This window comes from Rhodonellum sp., assembly GCF_030656585.1.
Taxonomy (GTDB): domain Bacteria; phylum Bacteroidota; class Bacteroidia; order Cytophagales; family Cyclobacteriaceae; genus Rhodonellum; species Rhodonellum psychrophilum.
In genome coordinates this window covers 579,168-602,715 of record NZ_JAUSPP010000031.1, presented here as the reverse complement: position 1 = coordinate 602,715, position 23,548 = coordinate 579,168, and the positions used below count along the sequence as shown (strand labels likewise).

General features: G+C 42.4%; 18 protein-coding genes. 10 read left to right on the top strand and 8 right to left on the bottom strand.

What is annotated here, in order from left to right; translation table 11 throughout:
• Window positions 1-93 precede the first annotated feature (93 nt).
• The 4 genes from Q7J63_RS09490 to Q7J63_RS09475 all read left to right on the top strand — a co-directional run bounded on the left by Q7J63_RS09490 (window position 94) and on the right by Q7J63_RS09475 (window position 5,622).
• Window positions 94-1,413, top strand: a complete 1,320-nt coding sequence (locus Q7J63_RS09490) for an aspartate kinase (RefSeq protein WP_022582153.1) — start codon at window positions 94-96, stop codon at window positions 1,411-1,413.
• 160 nt (window positions 1,414-1,573) lie between these two features.
• On the top strand, window positions 1,574-3,310 hold the full coding sequence (locus tag Q7J63_RS09485; protein WP_304885654.1) for a M14 family zinc carboxypeptidase: 1,737 nt from the start codon (window positions 1,574-1,576) through the stop codon (window positions 3,308-3,310).
• Between the two features lie 12 nt (window positions 3,311-3,322).
• Window positions 3,323-3,667, top strand: coding sequence for a DUF6787 family protein (locus tag Q7J63_RS09480; RefSeq protein WP_019595835.1), 345 nt, complete (start codon window positions 3,323-3,325; stop codon window positions 3,665-3,667).
• Window positions 3,668-3,831: 164 nt separating this feature from the next.
• Complete coding sequence (locus Q7J63_RS09475) at window positions 3,832-5,622, top strand: ABC transporter ATP-binding protein (protein WP_304885652.1); 1,791 nt, start codon at window positions 3,832-3,834, stop codon at window positions 5,620-5,622.
• Window positions 5,623-5,769: 147 nt separating this feature from the next.
• Here the strand turns inward: Q7J63_RS09475 and Q7J63_RS09470 are convergent, their stop codons facing one another.
• From Q7J63_RS09470 to Q7J63_RS09460, 3 genes are all read right to left on the bottom strand, one after another.
• The gene (locus tag Q7J63_RS09470) at window positions 5,770-6,912 is read right to left on the bottom strand and encodes a cysteine desulfurase family protein (RefSeq protein ID WP_026333397.1); all 1,143 of its coding nucleotides are present in this window, start codon (window positions 6,910-6,912) and stop codon (window positions 5,770-5,772) included.
• A 143-nt stretch (window positions 6,913-7,055) separates the two neighbouring features.
• On the bottom strand, window positions 7,056-8,447 hold the full coding sequence (gene glmM, locus Q7J63_RS09465; protein WP_304885650.1) for a phosphoglucosamine mutase: 1,392 nt from the start codon (window positions 8,445-8,447) through the stop codon (window positions 7,056-7,058).
• Window positions 8,448-8,509: 62 nt separating this feature from the next.
• On the bottom strand, window positions 8,510-8,740 hold the full coding sequence (locus Q7J63_RS09460; protein WP_019595839.1) for a hypothetical protein: 231 nt from the start codon (window positions 8,738-8,740) through the stop codon (window positions 8,510-8,512).
• A gap of 71 nt (window positions 8,741-8,811) precedes the next feature.
• On the opposite strand from Q7J63_RS09460, the gene mazG reads away from it, so the two are divergent.
• The 5 genes from mazG to Q7J63_RS09435 all read left to right on the top strand — a co-directional run bounded on the left by mazG (window position 8,812) and on the right by Q7J63_RS09435 (window position 14,579).
• Window positions 8,812-9,612 (top strand): nucleoside triphosphate pyrophosphohydrolase, encoded by an 801-nt coding sequence (gene mazG, locus Q7J63_RS09455; RefSeq protein ID WP_019595840.1) that lies wholly within the window; start codon window positions 8,812-8,814, stop codon window positions 9,610-9,612.
• A 245-nt stretch (window positions 9,613-9,857) separates the two neighbouring features.
• Window positions 9,858-10,454: a YceI family protein gene (locus tag Q7J63_RS09450; RefSeq protein WP_304885649.1), complete on the top strand. Its 597-nt coding sequence runs from the start codon at window positions 9,858-9,860 to the stop codon at window positions 10,452-10,454.
• Between the two features lie 144 nt (window positions 10,455-10,598).
• The gene (gene recJ / locus Q7J63_RS09445; protein WP_304885647.1) at window positions 10,599-12,323 is read left to right on the top strand and encodes a single-stranded-DNA-specific exonuclease RecJ; all 1,725 of its coding nucleotides are present in this window, start codon (window positions 10,599-10,601) and stop codon (window positions 12,321-12,323) included.
• A gap of 1 nt (window position 12,324) precedes the next feature.
• Window positions 12,325-13,062 carry an LPS export ABC transporter ATP-binding protein gene (gene lptB / locus Q7J63_RS09440; RefSeq protein ID WP_019595843.1) on the top strand — a complete coding sequence of 246 codons (738 nt, stop codon included), beginning with the start codon at window positions 12,325-12,327 and terminating at the stop codon, window positions 13,060-13,062.
• The gene (locus Q7J63_RS09435; protein WP_304885645.1) at window positions 13,062-14,579 is read left to right on the top strand and encodes a GH3 auxin-responsive promoter family protein; all 1,518 of its coding nucleotides are present in this window, start codon (window positions 13,062-13,064) and stop codon (window positions 14,577-14,579) included. Before lptB ends, Q7J63_RS09435 begins: the two co-directional genes overlap by 1 nt.
• Here Q7J63_RS09435 and mtgA read toward each other — a convergent pair whose 3' ends face one another.
• The 4 genes from mtgA to Q7J63_RS09415 all read right to left on the bottom strand — a co-directional run bounded on the left by mtgA (window position 14,580) and on the right by Q7J63_RS09415 (window position 19,922).
• Window positions 14,580-15,275, bottom strand: coding sequence for a monofunctional biosynthetic peptidoglycan transglycosylase (gene mtgA, locus Q7J63_RS09430; RefSeq protein ID WP_304885643.1), 696 nt, complete (start codon window positions 15,273-15,275; stop codon window positions 14,580-14,582).
• A 13-nt stretch (window positions 15,276-15,288) separates the two neighbouring features.
• Window positions 15,289-16,107, bottom strand: coding sequence for a class I SAM-dependent methyltransferase (locus tag Q7J63_RS09425; RefSeq protein WP_304885641.1), 819 nt, complete (start codon window positions 16,105-16,107; stop codon window positions 15,289-15,291).
• A gap of 75 nt (window positions 16,108-16,182) precedes the next feature.
• Window positions 16,183-18,120, bottom strand: coding sequence for a DUF3857 domain-containing protein (locus tag Q7J63_RS09420; RefSeq protein WP_304885639.1), 1,938 nt, complete (start codon window positions 18,118-18,120; stop codon window positions 16,183-16,185).
• A gap of 8 nt (window positions 18,121-18,128) precedes the next feature.
• Entirely contained in the window at window positions 18,129-19,922 is a 1,794-nt protein-coding gene (locus tag Q7J63_RS09415; protein WP_304885637.1) for a DUF3857 and transglutaminase domain-containing protein, read from the bottom strand.
• A gap of 255 nt (window positions 19,923-20,177) precedes the next feature.
• On the opposite strand from Q7J63_RS09415, the gene Q7J63_RS09410 reads away from it, so the two are divergent.
• Window positions 20,178-20,651, top strand: a complete 474-nt coding sequence (locus tag Q7J63_RS09410; RefSeq protein WP_019595849.1) for a MaoC family dehydratase — start codon at window positions 20,178-20,180, stop codon at window positions 20,649-20,651.
• 272 nt (window positions 20,652-20,923) lie between these two features.
• Here Q7J63_RS09410 and Q7J63_RS09405 read toward each other — a convergent pair whose 3' ends face one another.
• Window positions 20,924-23,356 carry an outer membrane beta-barrel family protein gene (locus Q7J63_RS09405; protein WP_304885634.1) on the bottom strand — a complete coding sequence of 811 codons (2,433 nt, stop codon included), beginning with the start codon at window positions 23,354-23,356 and terminating at the stop codon, window positions 20,924-20,926.
• Window positions 23,357-23,548: the final 192 nt, after the last annotated feature.

Genomic DNA, 23,548 nt, shown 5'->3' with positions numbered 1-23,548 from the left:
AATTCAAAACCATTCTTGGATAAGCTTGTTAAGCGTATCCAGCCCAATTATTGAATCAAACCATTAGACCGCCACCAAACCATAAACATCCTCATGAAAATAATGAAATTCGGGGGGACCTCAGTAGGAAGACCCGACAGAATGCACCAGGTGAAAGATTTGATCACCAGAGACAGTGAAAAGAAAATCGTTGTGCTGTCAGCCTTGTCCGGCACCACCAATGCCCTTGTAGGAATTGGAGATGCTCTTGCAGACGCCAATAAGGATCTTGCAAAAGAACGCATTGATGTGCTACACAAGCATTACCAAGGGTTTTATCAAGACTTGTTGAGGACCGACGCTGCCAAATCCAAAGCTGAAAAAATCATCAAGGAACATTTCGAATTCCTGAATATTATCCTGAAAATCTCTTTTAATGAAGCCATCAACAGGGATATTTTGGCACAGGGTGAATTGTTGTCCACCAAGCTTTTTTATACGCTTCTCCAGGAATTTGACATCCCGGCTGTGTTTTTACCAGCCCTTGATTTCATGAGCATCAATGAAAATCAAGAACCGGAGCTTAACAAGATCTCTGAGAAATTAAAGTCCATCCTTAAAAATTATCCTGGAGACAGGATTTTCATCACCCAAGGATATATTTGCAAAAACCACCGAAATGAAGTCGATAACCTTAAAAGAGGTGGTAGCGATTATACGGCTTCGCTGATAGGCGCAGCAATCCAATCGGATGTAATTGAAATTTGGACAGACATCGACGGGATGCACAACAATGATCCGAGAATCGTCGACAAAACCCGACCCATCGCGCAACTCTCCTTTGACGAGGCCGCAGAATTGGCTTATTTCGGGGCAAAAATCCTACACCCAGCCTCCATCTGGCCAGCTCAGCAGTTTAATATCCCTGTAAAACTACTGAATACCATGGAACCAGATGCTCTGGGAACGACCATCACCGCAGAGGAATTGGGCAGTGGGGTAAAAGCGCTTGCTGGTAAAGATGGGATCACGGCCATCAAGATAAAATCCAGCAGAATGCTTTTGGCGTATGGTTTTTTGAGGAAAGTATTTGAGGTATTCGAAAAATACAAGACTCCGATTGACATGATCACGACTTCGGAAGTGGCAGTTTCGGTAACCATTGATGAGATTACCCACCTGAAGGAAATCGTTTCAGAACTTGAAAAATATGGAACGGTGGAAGTGGACAAAGATCAGGCGATCATCTCAATTGTTGGCAATCAGATAGCAGAAACAAAGGGAGTGATCACCAATATCATGACCTGTTTGGATGATTATCCCATCAGAATGGTTTCCTATGGCGGGAGCAGACACAATATTTCAATATTGGTGGATTCCAAATTGAAAAATAGTGCTTTAAGAAGCCTAAATGCAGGTTTGTTTGAATGGTAATCAGATAGTGAATTTCTAAAAGCGGGAAAATTCCCGCTTTTTTCATTTGGCGAAAACTCAATAATCTCTGACAAAAGATCGGATGTTGAGGTGGTTCTTAAATTTGACCCTCTTATTGAAACATGATAGTTTTTCCTGAACATTTTCCCCAAATTCAAGCATGAAAAAATCATTCTTTCTGGTCTGTGCTTTGTTGATGTTGACCAACCTTCACGCACAGGAAACCTACCCAACACTTTTCGAAACTTCCGATGGAACGGAAACACCCGTTTATGAGGAAGTAATCGGTTATTTTGAAAAATTGGCAGCGGATTTTCAGGAGGTCAAAATCATGAGAATGGGCATGACCGATAGTGGCCTGCCCTTACATCTGGTCCTTTTTGATCGGCAAATGACTTTTGATCCAAAAAAATGGCATCAGGAAGAAAGATTGGTTCTATTCATCAACAATGGCATCCATCCCGGAGAGCCGGATGGAATCGATGCTTCCATGCTTTTTTTGAGAGATATTCTCCTGGGCAAAATCCAAGTACCCCAAGATTTGGCAATCGCAATCGTTCCCATTTACAACATCGGTGGACATCTCAATCGCGGCGCTTATAGCCGCGTAAACCAAAATGGACCAACCGAATTTGGCTTTCGTGGAAATGCACGCAATTTTGACCTCAACAGGGATTTTATCAAAGCAGATACCAAGAACGGAAAATCCTTTCAACAGCTCTTTCAATGGCTAAAACCACATGTGTTTATTGATACCCACGTCAGCAATGGCGCGGATTACCAGCATGTGATGACCTTGATCGCTACCCAGCACAACAGGCTTGGTGGAAACCTGGGAAGCTATCTTGAAAAAGAAATGAACCCGGCCTTGTTTCAGGGAATGAAGGAAAGAAATTTCCCAATGGTACCCTATGTCAACGCATGGAGCGGAAAACCGGAAGATGGCTGGAACCAATTCAAAGACAATGGCCGATACAGCAGCGGTTATGCCGCACTTTTCAACACACTGAGTTTTATGCCGGAAACACACATGTTGAAATCCTATTCGGAACGCGTACGCTCCACGTATTCGTTATTTGAAACATTCATGGAAATCCTAAGCTTAGATGGAAAAAGGATAGTGAGGATTGCCAAAGAAGATCGTTCAGCGCAAATTACAAGAGAAACATTTGGCTTAAACCACAAAATTGACAAAAGCCAACACAAGCTTATCGAATATCTGGGATATGAATCCGGAGAGAAACCCTCTGAAATTTCAGGCCTTCCCCGATTATTTTATGACCGGGATAAGCCCTTCGTGAAGGAGGTAAACTTTTTTGACACGTATGCAAACCCAATTTTGATCAACAGACCCAATGCCTATATCATCCCGCAAGCCTGGCATCCCATCATAGAAAACCTACAAAGGAATGGAGTGAAAATGACAGCCCTTCTACAGGACAGCCTAGCCCTTGTCACGGTATATCATATCAAGGATTTCCAAACCGCTCCCCGACCATATGAAGGACATTTCCTGCATTCCAACATCCAGATTGAAAAATCAACTGAGCACGTAAATTTCAGAAAAGGTGATTGGTTGGTTCCAATGGACCAGGAAATCAATAGGTATATCGTGGAGGTACTAGAACCAGAGGGAGAGGATAGCTTTTTTGCGTGGAACTTCTTTGACACGATCTTGCAGTCCAAGGAAGGCTATTCTTCGTATGTATTTGAGGATTTGGCCGCTGCATTTCTGAAAAGCAAGCCGGAATTGAAAAAGGAATTAGAGGAAGAAAAATCCAAAAATCAAGAATTGGCAAACAGCGGTCCCGCACAACTGAGGTGGGTCTATGACCATTCTCCCTGGAAGGAAAAAGAACTCAATCGCTATCCGGTTTACAGAGTTGAAAAACAATAAACTACTGAATTTGTGTCATCTGAAATTAAAAAAAACTTCCTAGAGCGGTTAAAAACAAAATGGCAACTCAAAAGTCTATGGCAGGTGGGTGTGATCTTGATCGTCTTTGCCTTAACCGGCACGACGGTGCTCTTTATTAAACAACCGATATTTGATCTTTTGGGAATAAGCTTGGAAAAGGGAGGGTTTTGGAAAACAGTCCTTTATCTCTTGTTTGTTTTGCCGCTTTATCAGATAATATTGCTGTTTTATGGATTTGTATTTGGGCAGTTTGGTTTCTTTTGGGAAAAGGAAAAGCAGTTTTTGAGACGAATTACCGGAAAAGGAAAAGCCCAAAAGCCCTCTGAAAAACCATAAAAATCCGCTGGGTTGAATCGAAAAGAGAGGGGTTTAAAATTTGACAGGTTGAAGCCACTGCTAAAAAACAAAGCTCATTTAGAGCAATAAAAAAAATAATAAGGACAAGCGCCAACCTTATTTTGTAAATTTGAAGGCGAAATTAATAAGAATAGAAATTATCCATGGCTAAAAAAAGAGGTGTTGCAATAGAAGAACACGAAAAAAGGAAGTTAAGCAAGCAAAACCTGAGTAAACTTAGTGGCATTTTTAGATTCATCCTTCCCTATAAAAAAACATTTTTTCTTGGCTTGATTTTTCTATTGTTTTCAAGCCTTACTTTATTGACATTTCCCTTTGTGGCAGGAAAACTTATTGACACGGCCTCAGGAAAAGATTGGATCGTCAACGGCATCAATTCCATTGCATTCATCCTTTTGGGAATTCTTCTGATACAGAGTATTTTTTCATTCTTCCGTGTTTGGTTGTTTGCAAAGGTCAGCGAAAGGTCGATGCGGGACATCCGTATTTCCCTTTATAGTCGAATGGTCCAATTGCCGATGACTTTTTTTGACAAGAGGAGAACGGGAGAACTCATCAGCAGGATTACTTCGGATGTGAGTTTGTTGCAGGACACCTTTTCAGTGACCCTTGCGGAGCTGTTCCGTCAGATTATCACACTGATCGCTGGGGTGGCTTTTTTGATGGTCACCACTCCAAAACTGACATTCTTCATGTTGGCTACCTTCCCGATATTGGTGGTTATCGCCATGGTTTTTGGTAAATTTATCAGGAAGCTTTCAAAGGAAACCCAAGACGAACTGGCTGCGGCCAATGTGATCGTTGAGGAAACATTGCAGTCGATCATGACCGTAAAATCTTTTGTCGGCGAAGATTTCGAGACCAAAAGATACAGAAGAGGTTTGGACAAAGTCGTCCATGTGGCTCTAAAAGCAGCCGGATTTCGGGGTGCCTTCATTTCGTTTATTATCTTCGCGCTTTTTGGTGGGATCGTAGCCGTGATGTGGTATGGCGCTTCATTGGTAGCTCGGGGAGAAATGAGCATTGGCGACTTGGTGTCGTTTGTACTTTACACCACATTCATTGGTGGATCTATCGCAGGATTGGGCGACATCTATGGCCAAGTCCAGAAAGCGATCGGTTCATCCGAGCGGGTATTGGAAATTCTGGAAGAAATTCCCGAGGAATCCACTGCGGATTTTCAGAAAGTTCGTGTTCATGGCGATATCAGTTTCGAAAATGTTGCTTTTTCCTATCCTACCAGAACCGAACTTGAAGTCCTCAAAAACATCAACCTGAAAATTCCAGCGGGAGAAAAGATTGCCTTGGCAGGACAGAGTGGTGCCGGTAAATCCACCATTGTGCAACTTCTTTTGAAATTCTATCAAGTCCAGAAAGGACAGATTCTGGTAGATGGCAAACCGATAAGTGATTGGAACCTTCAGCAACTGCGGTCAAATATTGGCATCGTACCCCAGGAAGTTTTACTATTTGGCGGGAGTATCCGAGAAAACATCGCCTATGCAAAACCGGATGCAACGGAAGAGGAAATCATCGAAGCGGCCAAAAAAGCAAATTCTTGGCAATTTATCAGCAAATTCCCCGAAGGCTTGGATACTCTGGTAGGGGAGCGCGGCATCAAGTTATCCGGAGGTCAACGACAGCGTGTGGCCATTGCCAGGGCAATATTAAAGGACCCAGCTATCTTGATATTGGATGAAGCCACTTCATCATTGGATGCTGAGTCTGAGTCCTTGGTACAGGAAGCTTTGGATGAACTGATGAAAAACCGAACGACGATCATCATTGCCCATCGCTTGGCGACCATTCGAAAAGTGGACCGGATCTACGTGCTCAAAGACGGCGAAATCGTGGAAGAAGGCAACCATGAGCAATTGGCTGAAAAAGAAGATGGATTTTATGCCAACTTGGTCAGATTGCAATTTGCCGAATAAGGGTTCAATTCTATATAAAAGAACCAGCACTTTGATTCCAAGCCTTGATTCAGTCGAAAAAAACAAGTCTCAGATGCTCCAAAAAACACAAAATCCCCAATATTCGAAATATTGGGGATTTTGTGTTTTAAGATACTTATCAATTGTTTATGCCTCCACGGCATAAAATTCCTTTAATTTTTCGACGGTATATTCGATTTCGGCGATGGTATTGAACCTGCTAAAGGAAAACCTGACCGAATCCCGCTCAGGGTTGTGGTGAATGGCCCTTAAAACGTGAGAACCAACGGATGCACCACTGCTGCAAGCTGAACCTCCAGAAGCAGAAATCCCACTGAGATCCAAATTGAAAAGCAACATCCCTCGATTTTCTTCAGAAGGCGGAAGACTTACGTTGAGTACGGTGTAAAGACTTCTATCCAAATCACCTGAAAGACCATTGAAAACTACGCCGGGGATATTTGCTTGTAGCAATTCGATCATTCTTTTTTTCAATCCTTCAATATGTGCTCTATGTCCCGCCATGTCTTCGTAGGCAAGTTCCAGTGCTTTTGAGATGCCGATAATGCCGATCACATTCTCTGTTCCCCCACGCATATTTCGCTCTTGTGCACCACCGTAGATGAAAGGATGGATTTTTTTGTCCTTTCGGACATAAAGAAAACCAGAACCTTTTGGGCCATGAAATTTATGTCCCCCAGCGACCAAGGCATCAATGGGAAGGTTTTTCAAATCGTGGACATAATGCCCCATGGTCTGTACCGTATCAGAATGAAAAAACGCATCGTATTCCCTCGAGATATTCGCGATCAAGTTGAGGTCATTGATATTTCCGATTTCATTGTTGGCCTGCATGAGGGAGACCATGCTTTTCGAATTGTTTTTGAGCAAATCTTCGAGATGATCCAAATTGACTTCCCCTTTTTCGTTGATATCAACAAGGCTCAATTTGATTTTCCCTTTTTTGGCACATGCCTCCAATGTGTGCAATACCGCATGATGCTCCAAAGGAGAAGTAATGGCATGTTGGATTCCGTGTGTTTCTATGCCGCAGACCAAAGCTGTATTGTCCGCCTCAGTGCCACCAGAAGTAAAAAAAATCTCCGATGGAGATGCATTCAGCAATTCTGCCACTTTTTTCCGGGAGCGTTCTATGGCTGAACGCACTTCCCTTCCATGGCTGTGTACCGAAGAAGGATTCCCATAATGCTCTTTCATGTAAGGAATCATGGCTTCAATCACCCTGTCATCCATCGCTGTGGTCGCAGCATTGTCCAAATATACTCTCATCATTTTCTCAATCTATCTCAGCTTCATTTCTAAAACCGAAAACGTTTTAACAAACTTTGTATTCCTTAAGGAAACCATTTCTGCCACTCAAGGCGCACCCTTCATTCCTTTGGAATGAAGGGTGCGCGCGTAGCGTCTTCTTCCTATTTGGAAAAGGTAATCACTTCCTTGATATCCAGTATTAGTTTTTGTGCTAAATGTTCAGCGGTAACCTTGCTCTCCGATTCTGAATAGATCCGGATAATGGGCTCAGTATTGGATTTTCTCAAATGCACCCATTCCTTATCAAATTCGATTTTTACCCCATCGATATCATTGATGGGTTGCTTTTTGTATTTATTTTTTATTTGTTCCAAGACGACGTCCACATCGATATCCGGTGTAAGCTCGATTTTATTCTTGGAGATGTAATAATTGGGATAGGTTGCTCTAAGTCTGGAACTGGTTTTCCCAAATCTGGCCAAATGGGTCAAAAAGAGACCAATACCGACCAAAGCATCCCTTCCATAATGGGATTCAGGATAAATCACGCCTCCGTTTCCCTCTCCACCGATAACGGCATTGACTTCTTTCATTTTGTTGACCACATTGACTTCTCCTACTGCTGCGGCTTCATAATTGCCGCCTCTTTTTTCGGTGACATCCCGAAGTGCACGGGTTGAACTGAGATTGGAAACCGTATTTCCCGGCTCCTGGGACAAAATATAATCCGCAACAGCCACCAAGGTGTATTCCTCACCGAAAAATGAGCCATCCTCGTTTATAAAACAGAGTCTATCCACATCCGGATCGACCACAATTCCCAAATCATACTTTCCTTTGCGAAGCTTCTCCGATATATCCCTTAGGTTCTCGGGGAGGGGCTCAGGGTTGTGGGGGAAATTGCCATCAGGAGTGCAGTACATTTCTTCCACTTCCTCCACTCCAAGAGCAGCGAGCAGTTTTGGCAATGCGATTCCTCCGGTAGAGTTCACGCAATCGATCACCACTTTGAACTTTCTTGCCGCGATGGCTTCTTTGTCGACCAATCTAAGGTTCAGAACATGCTCCACATGTCTGTCAATATAGTCATCAATCTGAGTATAAGAACCCAGTTTCCTTACTTCTGCAAATTGGAAATCATCGTTTTCTGCCTTTTCGAGAATGTCTTTGCCTTCTGCATCGGAGATGAACTCCCCTTTGTCGTTCAGCAGTTTCAGCGCATTCCATTGTACAGGATTATGGCTGGCTGTGAGGATGATTCCTCCGCCCGCTTTTTCCAAAGGAACAGCCAGTTCAACGGTCGGCGTGGTACTCAAGCCCAAATCAATAACATCAATTCCCAAGCCTTGCAATGTGGCAGCAACCAGTTTGGAAACCATCTCCCCGGAAATCCTGGCATCACGGCCAATCACGATTTTGGGATTCTGGGTATGCTCTAAAACCCAAGCACCATAGCCCGAAGCAAATTTGACAATATCTACTGGGGTAAGACCTTCTCCTGGTTTACCACCTATTGTTCCTCTGATACCAGAGATTGATTTGATTAAAGCCACTTTAAAATAATTAAGGTTAAACTAAAAAAATTCCGGATTTCCCAGGAATAGAAAAGATGATATTATTTAAATTTTGCCATGACTTTGTCCACCTCATTGTCAGGATTGCCGCAGCTGCTGTCTGCATCTACGATTTTTCCGCAATAACTGCAGGAGTCTCCATCTTTGTTGAGGAAGGGATTTTGAGAAGCACAGGTGCCTTTAAATTGTCCGTCCTTCAAAAAGATTAGTCTTACAGACATAAGTACGAAAAACAGAGCAAGAAAGCCCATTGTTAAATACAAGGTTGCCATAATAAATTTATTTGTCCAAATTTACGTATTACTTTCAAAACCCCCATACATTCTGAATAGTTTCAATGCATATGTCTGAATTATCCTCAAGAAAATCACAACTCGCTTCTTTCGACAAGCTTTTGACCATTATGGATGAACTTCGGGACCAATGTCCTTGGGACAGAAAGCAAACCATTGAAAGCCTTCGGCACTTGACCATCGAAGAAACCTTCGAATTGTCAGATGCCATATTGGACAACAATCTCGAGGAGATCAAGAAGGAATTGGGCGATATTCTTTTGCACATTGTCTTTTATGCAAAAATCGGAGCAGAAAAATCGGCTTTTGATATCGGAACAGTCATTGACAGCCTTTCCGAAAAACTTGTGCGAAGACATCCCCACATCTATGCCGATACCATCGCTGAGGATGAAGAGGCTGTAAAACAAAACTGGGAGAAAATCAAGCTGAAGGAAAAAGGAAATATTTCGGTTTTGGGAGGTGTGCCCAGATCACTTCCGGCCATTATCAAAGCAATGCGGATTCAGGAAAAAGCCCGTGGGGTTGGTTTTGACTGGGAAGAAAAAAACCAGGTTTGGGAGAAAGTCGAAGAAGAGATGCAGGAATTCAAAGCAGAATTCAATGCTGCCAAGCCTGAGGAAATCAACTTGGACAGGGCAAAGGGAGAGTTTGGCGATCTTTTGTTTTCCTTGATCAATTACGCAAGATTCATCGACATCAACCCAGAAGAAGCATTGGAGAGGACCAACCTAAAATTCATCAAGCGTTTTCAATACCTGGAAAAAGCCGCGAAAGAGGCCGGAAAGAAGATTGAAGACATGTCTTTGGCCGAGATGGATGTCTATTGGGAAGAGGCAAAAAAGGTTTGAACAAAAAGACACTGGATAACCCGAAATCTGCATTGCAATTCCTATTGGGGTTGAAGTTGCAAGATAATAGGCAATGCATAACAGGGTCCAATGAACATTTTCTACAACCCATGAAAAAAACCTGAACAATCCGGGGTTTAATTCAAAATCGAATTAAACCTTCCCCTGCCAAAATCTGTCTAAGGGAATGTTCCCTGAAAAGGAATTTATTCTTATTTCATTTAACCTTTCATCCTAGAAACCTTATGCATTTACTGTCAACACTTCTGCTCTTATCCGCCGTGGCATTTGCTCCGGTAATGGAAATGGATACACCAGCAACCTTAAAAGTGAATAAATCCGAAAGTACAGTTACCTGGAAAGCCAAGAAAGTAACCGGTGAGCATTTCGGAAAAGTGCCTTTGAGTGATGCCAATTTGGACTATGCCAATGGCAGGATTACAGGTGGCTCATTTGAAATTGACATGACGGTCCTCACGGTTGAGGACATCAGCGATGCCAACTCCAACAAAAGACTGACCGACCATCTGAAATCCGATGATTTTTTCTCAGTCTCCAATCATGGTAAATCAAGTTTCAAGATCACCGAAGCGAAAACCAGCAACGGAAAAGATTATGAAATCAAAGGCAACTTGACCATCAAGGGAATCACACATCCGGTGGCCTTCCCTGCAAAGGTGGAAACTGTGGGAAACAAGGTCATTGCCACAGCAAAAATTATTTTTGACCGCACCAAATATGACATCAAGTATAGGTCTGGAAATTATTTCGAGAATCTCGCGGACAAACTCATTTATGATGATGTGGAATTGGACGTGAAATTGGTGGCAGAACAGCCCTAAAATCTCTATTAAAGGTTTTCAATCCCCCAAATCCTCCGACGGATTTGGGGGATTTTCTTTGTAGGGAAATTGAAATTGCCTGATCAGGATCACAATTGAAAACTTTTTTAAGAAATAAGCAGCATACTTTAGTAATTTAGCCCGATGGAGTACAATTGGAAGATCCGTAAAAAGGCAAACGAGGAAAGGGTAGAGGCGCTGAGCAGTGAAATCAATGTAAACCCAACATTGGCAAATATTTTGGTGAACAGAGGTGTGGACACTTTTCAAAAGGCCAAGGATTTTTTCAGACCGGACTTGGATAAGCTCCATGACCCATTCCTGATGAAGGACATGGACAAAGCCGTCAACAGGTTGAAATCCGCAATAGAAAATGAAGAAAAAATCATGGTCTATGGAGATTATGATGTCGATGGCACTACCTCTGTCGCCTTGTTTTATGGATTCCTGAAACAGTTTTACGACCAGGTCAGCTTTTATATTCCAGATCGGTACAAAGAAGGATATGGCATCTCGGATAAAGGAATCCAATTTGCTGCCGATAACAATTTCAAACTTATCGTAGCCTTGGATTGTGGGATCAAGGCCATTGAAAAAGTGGCTTTCGCCACTGAACTCGGGGTGGATTTCATTATTTGTGACCACCATACACCCGGAGAAGAAATCCCAAAAGCAATAGCGGTCCTGGATCCCAAAAGGAAGGACTGTTCCTATCCCTACAAAGAACTCAGTGGATGCGGAGTAGGTTTTAAGTTGATTCAGGCTTATTCAGAATTTACTGGAATGGACCCTGCAGGGCTTATTGGATTCCTGGATCTTCTGGCGATCAGCATTGCTGCGGATATCGTCCCGATCACTGGCGAAAACAGAATACTGACTTTCTATGGCCTTGAACGAATCAACAATAACCCAAGACCGGGGATTCGGGCACTTATTCTTGCTAGTAAAATAGAAAAGGAGATCGAAATTTCCGATATTGTTTTCAAAATAGGTCCCAGAATCAATGCCTCCGGGAGAATTGAACATGCAAAAGCATCTGTGGAATTGTTGATTGCCAAGGATTTGGAGGACGCACTCCGACGTGCGGCATTGGTGGAAGACGTGAATGCTACGCGAAAGAATTTCGATGAAAACATCACCAAAGAAGCCCTGTCCATGATCCGCAAAATGGACGAAACCAAACAATTCAAATCCACGGTTTTATTCAAGGAAGATTGGCACAAAGGCGTCATTGGTATCGTTGCCTCTCGCTGCATAGAGGAATTTTACAGACCCACCATCATCCTGACGGAATCCAACAACAAAGCTACAGGAAGTGCAAGGTCTGTGTATGACTTTGACATTTATGAAGCCATCAGCGAATGCAGTGATCTTTTGGAGCAATTCGGTGGACACAAGTATGCTGCGGGCTTAACACTTTCGGTAGACAATGTCGTCGCCTTTCAGGAAAAATTCGAGCAGGTGGTCTGTTCACGAATCGAAACGATCCACATGATGCCCGTAATGGAAATCGATGACGAAATCCTCCTGGACCAGATCAATTATAAATTTTACAACATCCTCAAGCAAATGGCTCCCTTTGGTCCGGGCAACCCAGAACCCATTTTTTGTGCAAATGACGTGTATGCCGAAAATGTGAAGGTATTGAAAGACAAACACCTCAGGTTCAATATTGTACAGGATGGGCAGCAAACCCAGCCAACCTGCATTGCTTTTGGTCTGGCAGACAAATTGAAATATGAGGATGATACCTACTTCAAGATGCTGAATGGAAAAATGCGTTTTAATATCGCCTTTGATATCCGAGAAAACACCTTTAGAAACACCAGCAGCCTTCAATTGTACGTAAAAGACATTAAATTCGATTGATATGAAATTAAGGGCCGAAAACCTGATCAAAATTTATAAAGGAAAAAAGGTAGTCAACAACATCTCCGTAGAAGTGGGACAGGGTGAGATCGTAGGGCTTTTGGGTCCAAACGGTGCGGGCAAAACGACCACTTTCTACATGATCGTAGGCCTCATCCAGCCCAATGAAGGGCAGATTTTTTTGGAAGACAGGAACATCACTTCCCTCCCCATGTACAAGCGGGCACAGTTGGGCATCGGCTACCTTGCACAGGAAGCCTCCGTTTTCAGGAAACTTTCCGTGGAAGAGAATATTATGGCCGTTTTGGAAATGACCAAAATGAATAAAGTGGAAAGAAAAGAGAAAGTGGAAAGCCTCCTTGAAGAATTCAGCCTCACCCATGTGCGCAAGAATCTTGGAATGGTACTCTCCGGTGGAGAAAGAAGGCGGACGGAAATCGCACGGGCATTGGCCGTGGATCCAAAGTTCGTCCTTTTGGATGAACCGTTTGCGGGTGTTGACCCCATTGCCGTGGAAGAAATCCAAACCATCGTGGCAAAACTCAAAACAAAAAACATAGGAATCCTAATCACCGACCACAATGTCAACGAAACGCTCTCCATCACAGATCGTGCATACCTCATGTTTGAGGGTCGACTCCTGAAGGCTGGAACAGCAGAAGAACTCGCGGCAGACGAACAGGTAAGGCGCGTTTATCTGGGCCAAAATTTTGAACTCAAACGAAAAACCTTCAACTGATGGAAGTTGTCAACACTTTTATGACCTGGATTTTTAAAAACCGGATGGGTCAAATCGAGAATTTTAAGGAAAATCCGATTGAAGTTCAAAGGGAAATACTCAATGAACTTATCGATAGGGCAAAAAAAACAGAGTTTGGGATCAAAAACGGTTTTTCTAAAATCCGTAGCTATGCTGATTTTGCAAAGCAAGTCCCGCTGTACGATTATGAGGAGATGACCCCTTATATCGAAAGAACCATGAAGGGGGCTGAAAATGTAATCTGGCCCGAAGAGATCAATTGGTTTTCAAAATCTTCCGGCACCACAGCCAACCGAAGCAAATATATCCCTGTCTCCCAAGAATCCCTTGAAGACTGTCACTTCAAGGGCGGAAAGGACATGCTTTCCCTGTACGTAAACAATTATCCCGACAGCAAATTATTCTCAGGGAAAAGTTTAAGCATTGGAGGAAGTCTCGGGGACAATCCATTTGACAAAAACGGGAATGCCAAAGTGGGAGACATCTCTGCCATCATCATGGAAAATCTACCGCTTTGGGTTCAATTTGCCAGGACACCGAGTCTTGACACCGCACTCATGAGCGAATGGGAAGAGAAGATAGAGAAAATGGCCAGGGAAATCATGGAGGAGAATGTGGTCAGTATTTCTGGCGTCCCCACATGGACAATCGTGTTGCTTCAGCGAATAATGGACATCAAGGGTGCAAAAAACATCTTGGAAGTTTGGCCAAACCTCGAGGTGTTTTTTCATGGCGCGGTTGCTTTTGGACCCTACAAGAAATTGTTCCGGGAATTGATTCCGTCAGATAAGATGCGTTATATGGAAACCTACAATGCGTCTGAGGGATTTTTTGCCATACAGGATCAGCCCGATTCGGAAGATTTACTGTTGATGTTGGATTATGGAATATTCTTTGAATTTATCCCAATGGAAGAGTGGGACAATGAAAACCCGATAGTCATCCCCCTAGAAGCCGTTGAATTGGGGAAAAATTATGCCTTGGTGATCACCACCAATGGTGGGCTTTGGCGCTACAAAATCGGGGATACCGTCAAATTCACGAGTATCAAGCCCTACAGAATCAAAATTACAGGAAGAACAAAGCATTTTATCAATGCCTTCGGCGAGGAGGTCATCGTGGAAAATGCGGAAAAAGCGATTCAGACTGCTGCGGAGGCTACCGGTGCCACCATTACGAATTTCACCGCCGCTCCGGTTTATTTTGATGGTTCCAAAAGCAAGGGTGCACATGAATGGGTGGTAGAATTCAGATCCATGCCCTCAGACAATGACCGTTTTGCTTTTTTGCTGGACCAAACCTTAAGGGAAATCAATTCCGATTATGACGCCAAGCGCTATCGGGATATTGCGCTCAATGCACCCAAAATCCATTTCGTCGCAGAAGGAGTTTTTGAAAAATGGATGAAGTCCCGCGGAAAACTCGGTGGACAGAATAAAGTGCCTAGACTTTCCAATACCCGCGAATATATCGATGAGGTCCTGAAACTCCTTTGATCAAATCCCGAAACCTACTGGATTAATATTGTTCATCTGCCTCAGAATCCAGGATTGTCTGCCGTAAATGTAGGGGGTGGGTCGAGCAGGACTCCAGCGCCTTGGATTGGGCAAAACAGCTGCAATCATCGCTGCTTCCTGTCGGCTTAACTTGGCTGCGGGTTTCTTGTAATAGGTTTGCGCGGCAGCTTCGATTCCGTAGATCCCTTCTCCCATTTCGATTACGTTCAGGTAAACTTCCATGATCCTTTCCTTAGACCAGAGTACCTCCATCAATACTGTAAAATAGGCCTCAAGCCCTTTTCTAATTAAATTTCTTCCCGGCCAAAGGAATACATTTTTGGCCGTCTGTTGTGTGATGGTGCTTGCGCCCTTGATACGCTTCCCCTTTTTATTCCCTTCCCAGGCCTTTTCCATTGCTTCCCTATCAAAGCCAAAATGATCCAGGAATTTTTGATCTTCTGCAGCCACTACTGCTTGTGGCATATGCCTGGAAATCTTGTCGATGGAAACCCAATCTTTTTTAAATCGCACCTCTTTTTCCTTGTCAAAAACCTGCTCCATCCACCTGATCGCCATCAGCGGTGTCAAAGGGACTGGCAAAAACCGGTATATTATTGTCAAACCGATGGTAATAATAAAAAACCAAAGAATAATCTTCCCCAGTATGCGTATTGATTTTCTGAATATCGTCATCGGATCGTTACAATTAAGCAAAGGCTGTTGCCTGGATAAATCTATAATAAAAAACCGATTCCTTCATTTCTTTGAGTGAATCCATCGCCTCTTGCATGGATTTTAATTGCTGATGGTCGATCAGTCCTTCTTCGAGCAATGCAGGGGAAGCGCTTTCCATTAGATTTTTCCAATAGTCAAACACGATGCGTTTTTCTTCAAACTCCCTGCTGTCCAAGTGGAATCCACCGGACCTCAACTCTATCCCCTGATAGCCGGATTGGGAAAGCAAATCACCCAATCGGGCACCCACTTGTGGATCTCCTCCAATATTGGATTGGTAGTCATTGTAAATTTTCCAATACTCCATGATTTCCTTTTTTTCGGGGTAGGTATAAAAAGTGGTGTTAAAAACTTCCGTAATGACCAATTTGGCTCCAGCTTTTAAAAATGGTTTCATGCTGACCAATATTTGGATCGGATCTGACACATGTTCCAATACCCAACAAATAAACGCCCCGTCAAAAGTGTCTTCCAGCTGAAGGTTTTTTGCATCTTGCTGGATAAAAATGACTTGATCGTCCCCAAATCCCAATTGAGTCATGTTTTCACGCGCCTTTATGATTTGTTTAGGTTCATACTCAACGCCGGTAATGTGCAAAGATGGAAATCTTTTCAAAAGAATTTCTGTCTGTGCACCTACTCCAGAACCAATTTCCAAAAGCTTCCGACAATTGGAGAAGTCTATAAAATCATAGATTCGCTTTTCAATCACCAAAGCCTGATGCCGTAGTCTTTGCTGTTCTTCTTCTTGGTAACCGTGGATGTATTTAGGGGAAAATTCCGCTGTCATTTTGCTTACAATTGAATGACAAAGTACGTCGAATTTTATCAGATTAAGAAATGAGGATTGGCTTTCCGATTGGGATCATGGCTGGGAGATTTTCTTCAGGACAAGGGGTTCTTTTAATTTACTGATGACGATTTCCATAAAATATTTCAGCTCAGGATAATGGGATGCTTCAATGACTTTTCTCCTCAAGTCGAGGGTGGCATTAATTTGGACTTTCCCGTCGAATTTGGTGATCTTATAAGAAAAGAATACAGCGTCTCCAGGAGTATTGATGGCCGCATCTTCCGGGAAATCATCCAACTCGAATCCTTCTGGAATATCAATTATGGTGGTATAATTATCGCTAAACACATAATTGAAATCGACAGGAAATGATCGATATTCGGATTGAAAAGGATTATCCGTCCATCTTTGATACTGAAAGGGTATCAGAAAAATTGTTTCGGATGCTGTCGTTGTCAACAAGGATTTGACTTTGGCATCCAATTGTTTTCGGGGCTCATCCGTATCCTCGATAACAAAGTCCAAATATTCTCCTCCTGTTTTGTTGAAAAATTCTTTCTTGAATTCGTCCTCTCCCCTTGATTCATTTTTTTTTGACATTGCCAACGCCTCATAATCCAAAAATCTTATTGTGGACTCCGAAATCAACTCGCCATGCTCATTTGCTTTGATGTTGGTCATTTGTTTGATGCCAGAACGGTGTGTCAGTTGGATTGGACGCAATCCACTTTCTTTTTCCAAAAGGATAAAACCACTACTCGAATGGTTTTCCAAAGGAAGGTAGCCAAAAGGAATATTGGGATCGGTGGCATCAACAAAGAATTCTTTCCCATCAGCTTTTACCATCAGGATCAACTGGTTGAATTGACCGGCAAATGGAGCCTCCACCAATGTGGACCGACCGTTTCCCTTACTGCTGATCAACATTGGAAATGATTCGATATTGTTGGTTTTCAAATGTGCCAACAGACTCAGGTTGATTTCTGCCCGCGAACCTCTGCCGATATCAAGCAGGCTTTTTAGATTTTGGGAAGGAATATCACCGGATTTTCCATTGAACTTGAATTTTTCTGTCACATACTTGTAAATTTCTTTGGCACGATCGCTTTCAGATTCCGATGATGTCCGGAAACTTTTAAGCCGGTTTTCAATGGTATTGTTTGGATTCATATATGAATTGAAGTCTGGAATCTCCCTTATCGTATTGGACAGCTCCTGCCATGAGCCAAGGATTTCTTTGTATCCGCCCGGGTTGGTTCCATAACCATCAATTTTGTTTCTTACAGCATACCCAGCCAATTGAAATTCTACTTTCTCCAAATAATCCACATAATGATTCATATAAGGTTCTCCAAAAATGGATCTCAGATTGGTCAGGGTCCATTTGTAGACACCCGCTTTGCTGGTTTGGTATTCAGCCTTAATTGTTGCATCCCCTTGTAGAAGCATTCGATAAGTCAGATAGGGGGGAATCTCCAGAAAATAGACAGATTTGAGCGTGGGCACTTCATTTTGAAAAAGGTAACTATCCAAAAAGGTAATGTTTTTGTCTATTTTAAGGTATTCGTATTCCATAATGGACCCTTCTCTTACATTTGGAAAAGTAAATCGAATCTCCTTCCATCCGTTTTCCCGATCCACTTCAAAATAATCTTTTTTGGAAAGCATGATTACCTCTTCTTTTCCATCTATGATATTCATGATTTGGGCACTGAATTTTTGGATCATCTCCACACCGTCATCTCCAAAATAATAGGCGATTTTTACATCTCCGTTTGATTTCCCGCTTTCTTTCAGGACCTTGATTCTCCGGTGAACATTCGTATGCTGGATCCCTCCCATAAATTGGTTTCTGGAAAATTCCTCCAATACGACAGCATTTGCCTCTGGCTCAAAATCCACTTCGGTCAGCTTGATTTCGGCCTGTGAATATTTCCCAAACCGCATTTCCTGTCCTTCAACAATCCTAACGCCCATTGACAAAAACAGCAGAAGCAAAAATTTGATCATGACACCTCTCATATTGATACTGATTTTTTAAAAATTAAACTTTTATTGGTTTGGACATTGATTTTATCAATCGCCTCCTTTTTGGATTCCTTCGACATCTCTTCAGGGAAATGGATTTCAAGCTCCTTTTGGACGAAAACCTGTCCATTCTCTTCGCTTACAAGCACTTTGAATTTGAAATATTCCTCCTCAATCTCTATGGACGATGTTGTTTCATCCAGTTTCAGACCATTTGGAGTCCGGATCAGAAAGGATTCTTTCAACATCAAATGATTATTGACCATCATCTCCTCATCTATTTTTTTCCAAGTGACAGGGATAATCGATCTTTTGGAGGTGTTTTGGGAAAATCGCTGGACAATGCCATTGAACTCGACCTCAGCGATGGCAACATCATTCAGTTGGCCAATATCCATTTGGTAATCATTTACCAAGAGACCATTGCCTCCCAACCTGGCGTTCAAAAAAATCTTTTTTTCCCTGTCGCCATAATAATTGTGAACGTCAATAAAATCGACAGCAGGAGCCCCATAGAATTTGCTCAACCCACTAAGCGTGGCATCTCCATTTTCCTTCAAGTCCAAGGCATAACTGGACACAATCGTGTTGAAGTTATCATCATCGTATGCGGGTGTTTTGTCCATAAAACCACCCGCATCCGTCACCACCAATACATCCCTATTCCTTGTGAAATCCCCCAAATAACCCGCTGGCAACGTATTTGATGTGCATTCTAACCATAAAGGCTTGGAAGCATCTTCCTGGGGCACCCTGAGAATCACATGATTGAATTGATTAGATGGAAAATCAAGGTCAATTTTTTCAACGGCTTTTCCAGCCTTGACCAAGGTATATTGAGAAGGAATTCCCACTTCCTTGAGCATTGCTTTCATCAGCATGGTCAAGGCTTTACAATCCCCATATTTTGACTTGACCACTTCATCTGCACTCTCAGACATCCATCCCCCTATTCCCAACTGAATGCTGACATATCGGTAGTTTTTTTGGAGGTACTGGTAGAGCACGCTGATTTTTTCGTATGGATCATCCTCCACTCCCTGAATCAAAGCATGAACCTCCGATTTAAAATGAGGAGAAAGAACATCTTTGTTTTTGTTTAACAATCCCATCCAACTGCCCAATCCTGCCCACGAATCCATGGATGCACCATACCCTTCCATGGAAAACTTGATGGGTGCGAGTTCGAGATAAGGATCATCCACTTCAGTTCCTTCTTTCTGTGGAGATAGATTTTTCTCTTCCCATTTGATCGATTTGGTAGATCCTTCACCGGAGAACACAGGGATTGAATTCAAGTGATGTGTCTTATACCGGATACCCAAATCTTCCGGATAAATCACTTCCAGACTTGTTTCGGTGACTTTTTGATTGTAATGCGGAACCGGCCTCCAATCTGGAAAATAAAAATTTCCCTGGTTTGTCACTTCCAGGGAAACCTCCAAGATCACGGGTGTTTTTTGGGCTCTCATCACGAAAAATTTGACACGACTGTCTTGGTAAAGCGTATTTCCACTGACCCGTGAAGCGTCGCTGAGGTCCTTCAGCTTTATTTTCCTGATTGTTTTTCCAGAAACCGGATCAATCAGAAGGGCTTCAAAATTTTCAATTTTATTGAATTTATCATAATAGATATTGATGTTGGCATGTTGAAGTCCTTTTGGCTCCAAGATGTGGATGGACTGAAACTGTTTGGTGGTGACTGAAAAATCCGGGTTCAATTGAATGGTCTGCTTTTGTTCCAATTTGGAATAAACAGGAATTGTCTCCGATTGGAAGGCCATTATTGGGGTGAAAAAAAGCAATTCCAGTACAATTAAAAAAATCGAAAACCTTGCCATAGATCCTATTATGCAGTACTAAATTTACATACATAGTTGTATTAAAAAAGATTTTTTCAATAAATTAATTGTGCTTAAGTAGGACACCAGTATTTTCATTTTCACACAGAATTTTCTGCTGTTGCTTCCTTCTTGGGCAAATGGCTTTAATCCAATAGAATTATTTGATACCTTTATTTTTTTAAATCGGATAATATTATGAGTCAAATCATCATTGGAAGTTTTGAGGACTTCGAACAATACGCTGGAAAAACCCTGGGGGAATCCCAATACCATAAAATCACCCAGGAACAAATCAACCTCTTTGGTACGGCCACGCTTGACCATCAATGGATCCATACAGACCCAGAACGGGCCAAAAAGGAAGGGACATTTGGGGATACCATCGCACATGGATACCTCACACTTTCCATCGTTCCCTATCTTTGGGAGCAGATCGTTAAAGTGGAAAACCTGAAAATGATGGTCAATTATGGCATCGAAAACCTCCGTTTTGCGCAAGCTGTATTGGTGAACAGCGAGGTAAGACTCAATGCTTCCTTGAAAAACATCGCGAACCTTCGAGGAACGATCAAGGCAGAAGTCAATGTGAAACTGGAAATCAAAGGTCAAAAAAAACCTGCATTTACAGGTGTATTGATCTTCCTATACCACTTTAAAACCCAGGAATAGACCATTTATCCGTTTTTTGATTCCCTCTTTTTCAATATTGCAACAAACCATTTTTGTTGCTTTTCCCAGCCGAAAAAGAGTTGGGATTACAATGGGGTTTTGGGATGGACGCTATTTTGATTTTGAAAAAACACGGGTGAAACCCGGTCTTTTTTGGAGGGAAAAATCCATATTCCGGTAAAATTAGCGAACCCGAATACGCTGTATTTCAGGCATTCGGGTTCGTTTTTTTTCACGCCCAATTTATCAAATAGGGCTGTGGATAATTTTCATTAGTCCAACCTGTTTCGCTCTTCGGTACTTCCGCTTCTGTTGGAAATCCTGAAACTTTCCCCTTGGGCAAATTTATACCTTAGGGTAAGCCTTACTCCCTGATTGCTTCTGTACTGTCTGAAACTGGTATCAATCTTGTCAAACTGGACATTTGCACGGATCACTTGGGTACGAAACAAATCCGTTCCGTTTACAGTCAGTGTCAGTTTGTCTTTTTTGAAGGATTTCGTCACACCGGCATCCACCCAGCCAAAGCTTTTCAACATTGCTTGTCCATAAAGCTGTGGTCCAAGATACATTCCCACTACTTCCAGCTTGAATCCTTCCGGCAGCGTAATGTTATGCTGTGATCTCAACATATAAGAAGTTTGTTCTACATCCAGCAAGGCCTCTCCGATCATCGAATTCCATTTGTTGTAATTTACCTGAAGCATATTACTTGTGGTCCACCATGGCCTGATCTCCACTGGAATCATGGCCTTGAAGTTTATGTTTTGTGACTTGTCCAAATTGGTGGTGTAAGTGGTGGTCGTCCTGGATTCCTCGTCTTGCTCAAATATCTGCTGGAAGGCATCATTTGTTTGGGAATAACCCAATGAAAATTGGTAGGACCCCTTGATCACATGGTTCATTTCCAGGTTGTGTGCATATTGTGGTTTTAGATTGGGATTTCCCTCTTCCGTTGTCAATGGATCGATGTAGTAAACGAAGGGGTTCAGCAGGCGATAGTTTGGTCTGGTAATCCTTCTGTTTGCATTGTAGATGATCTGATAGTTTTTACTGACCTGATGCTGGATAAAAACACTTGGGAACAAATTCAGGTATTCTTGTTTGTTGACCTGATTCAAGGTCACCGATGTGCCGGTGATGTCAGAATATTCCGCTCTCAATCCTCCTTGAAAACTCACTTTGTCGGAAAATTTACTTTTGTAAGAAGCATAAGCAGCAAGGACATTTTCCTCGTAAATAAACTGATTGCTGTTGGGATCTGACATAAAGGGTTGTTCTTCAATGGATCTGCTCAAGTCCAGATCATTGTCGGATTTTACCCAGCTACCTTTTAAACCGGTCTCCAAAACTCTTCCTTTTCCAAAGGGTTTTGTAAAATCCACTTTGGCAGTAAAAATATTGTAATCCATTTCGTTGAGATTCAAAATCCTATCCCGTGTGGCTTGGTCCTCTTGGTCATTTACCCAGTAGCTATTGTTGAGCAGAGAATTTCCTTTCGCCCACATTTTGGTGTAATCAATGTCAGCGGTCAACTTGGTACCCAAAGTATCCAAAAGGCCCAAATAGTGAAGGTTACCAAAGATTCTGTCTCGGTTTCCAATGCTTTCATTGAAGGAAAAAATGTTGTCCCTGTCCGATGTACCCGGATTGTCAACTAGGGTGCTGGAGTTATTGTTATCACTGCTTTCCGATTTCGAAGCTTGGAGATTTATGCCAACACTATGGTTTTTGTTGATTTCATAATCTGAACCTCCATTGAAAAACAAGTTTTTGTTACGGGTTGTAATCCTACCGATCTGTTCGAATCGGGAAACGCCCTCTTCCAATTGGAAATTGCGGTTGATTTCAAGATCGTTGTAGACAGCATATTCGTTGTAATTCAAGCTGGCATTGTTTGTCCACTTTCCTTTTTTGACGTTCAAGGTAACGCCACCGAAGGGTGCATATTGGCCGTTGTATTGACCGCCAGCCTGGACATTTCCAAAAACCCCATCCATATTGTTTTTCTTCAACTTGATGTTGATCACACCCGCAGCACCTTCTGCATCAAACCTTGAAGTGGGGTTGTTGATAATCTCGATACTTTTGATGTTGTCGGCGGGCATGGCTCTCAGGAAATTGGCCAAGTCATCTGCGCTCATGTAAGTCTGTCGGTCATTGATCATGACAGTAACCCCTGAACGGCCATTTAAGTTGATCTTTCCATCTTGGTCCACGTAGACTCCAGGGGACCTTCCGATGACGTCCAAAGCTGTATTGCCTTCGGCCATGACCGTTCCCTCTACGTTAATGGTTGTTTTGTCAGCCTCGATGATCACTTCCGGCCGGGTAGCCTTCACGGTTACTTCTCCTAAAGCCGCCATTTCTTCCTGAAGGGTGATGGCGCCAAAATCCTTCATGGCACCTGGCTTAATTTCAAATTCCTCTGATTTGTAGGTTTCAAAACCAATGGAGGAAATAACCAATTGTGCCTTTCCGGATTTAACGGATTCAATTTTAAACTGTCCATTATCATCTGAAACCGTCCCCGTGATCATGGCACCGTTTACGGATTCCAATAATGCTACATTGGCAAATGGAAGACCTGCCCCATTTTGATCTTTAATTTGGCCACGGATCTGCATGACTTCTTTGGCGGCGAGATTGCTCATTCCTAGTAAAAAGAAGAAAAAAGCTGTAAAAATTTGAGTGGAGAGTTTCATTGTTGTTGTTTTTTGAATGTTTTTCATAATGCTGTATCAGCCACTATGAAAAACAAATGCCAACAATTTTTATAAGGCGTAAATATCTATTATTCAGTCATTTATAAAACACTCCCAAATTTTATGTGTCCCAATACCGTACACTTCTTCCGTTCGATATGGGTACAAAAAAAACCTTGGGGATTTTGAAAT

Coding starts and splice junctions, on each gene's coding strand:
- Q7J63_RS09490 (WP_022582153.1), top strand. CDS start 94: ATGAAAATAATGAAATTCGGGGGGACCTCAGTAGGAAGACCCGACAGA.
- Q7J63_RS09485 (WP_304885654.1), top strand. CDS start 1,574: ATGAAAAAATCATTCTTTCTGGTCTGTGCTTTGTTGATGTTGACCAAC.
- Q7J63_RS09475 (WP_304885652.1), top strand. CDS start 3,832: ATGGCTAAAAAAAGAGGTGTTGCAATAGAAGAACACGAAAAAAGGAAG.
- Q7J63_RS09470 (WP_026333397.1), bottom strand. CDS start 6,912: ATGAGAGTATATTTGGACAATGCTGCGACCACAGCGATGGATGACAGG.
- Q7J63_RS09460 (WP_019595839.1), bottom strand. CDS start 8,740: ATGGCAACCTTGTATTTAACAATGGGCTTTCTTGCTCTGTTTTTCGTA.
- mazG (WP_019595840.1), top strand. CDS start 8,812: ATGTCTGAATTATCCTCAAGAAAATCACAACTCGCTTCTTTCGACAAG.
- Q7J63_RS09450 (WP_304885649.1), top strand. CDS start 9,858: ATGCATTTACTGTCAACACTTCTGCTCTTATCCGCCGTGGCATTTGCT.
- recJ (WP_304885647.1), top strand. CDS start 10,599: ATGGAGTACAATTGGAAGATCCGTAAAAAGGCAAACGAGGAAAGGGTA.
- lptB (WP_019595843.1), top strand. CDS start 12,325: ATGAAATTAAGGGCCGAAAACCTGATCAAAATTTATAAAGGAAAAAAG.
- Q7J63_RS09435 (WP_304885645.1), top strand. CDS start 13,062: ATGGAAGTTGTCAACACTTTTATGACCTGGATTTTTAAAAACCGGATG.
- mtgA (WP_304885643.1), bottom strand. CDS start 15,275: ATGACGATATTCAGAAAATCAATACGCATACTGGGGAAGATTATTCTT.
- Q7J63_RS09425 (WP_304885641.1), bottom strand. CDS start 16,107: ATGACAGCGGAATTTTCCCCTAAATACATCCACGGTTACCAAGAAGAA.
- Q7J63_RS09420 (WP_304885639.1), bottom strand. CDS start 18,120: ATGATCAAATTTTTGCTTCTGCTGTTTTTGTCAATGGGCGTTAGGATT.
- Q7J63_RS09415 (WP_304885637.1), bottom strand. CDS start 19,922: ATGGCCTTCCAATCGGAGACAATTCCTGTTTATTCCAAATTGGAACAA.
- Q7J63_RS09410 (WP_019595849.1), top strand. CDS start 20,178: ATGAGTCAAATCATCATTGGAAGTTTTGAGGACTTCGAACAATACGCT.
- Q7J63_RS09405 (WP_304885634.1), bottom strand. CDS start 23,356: ATGAAACTCTCCACTCAAATTTTTACAGCTTTTTTCTTCTTTTTACTA.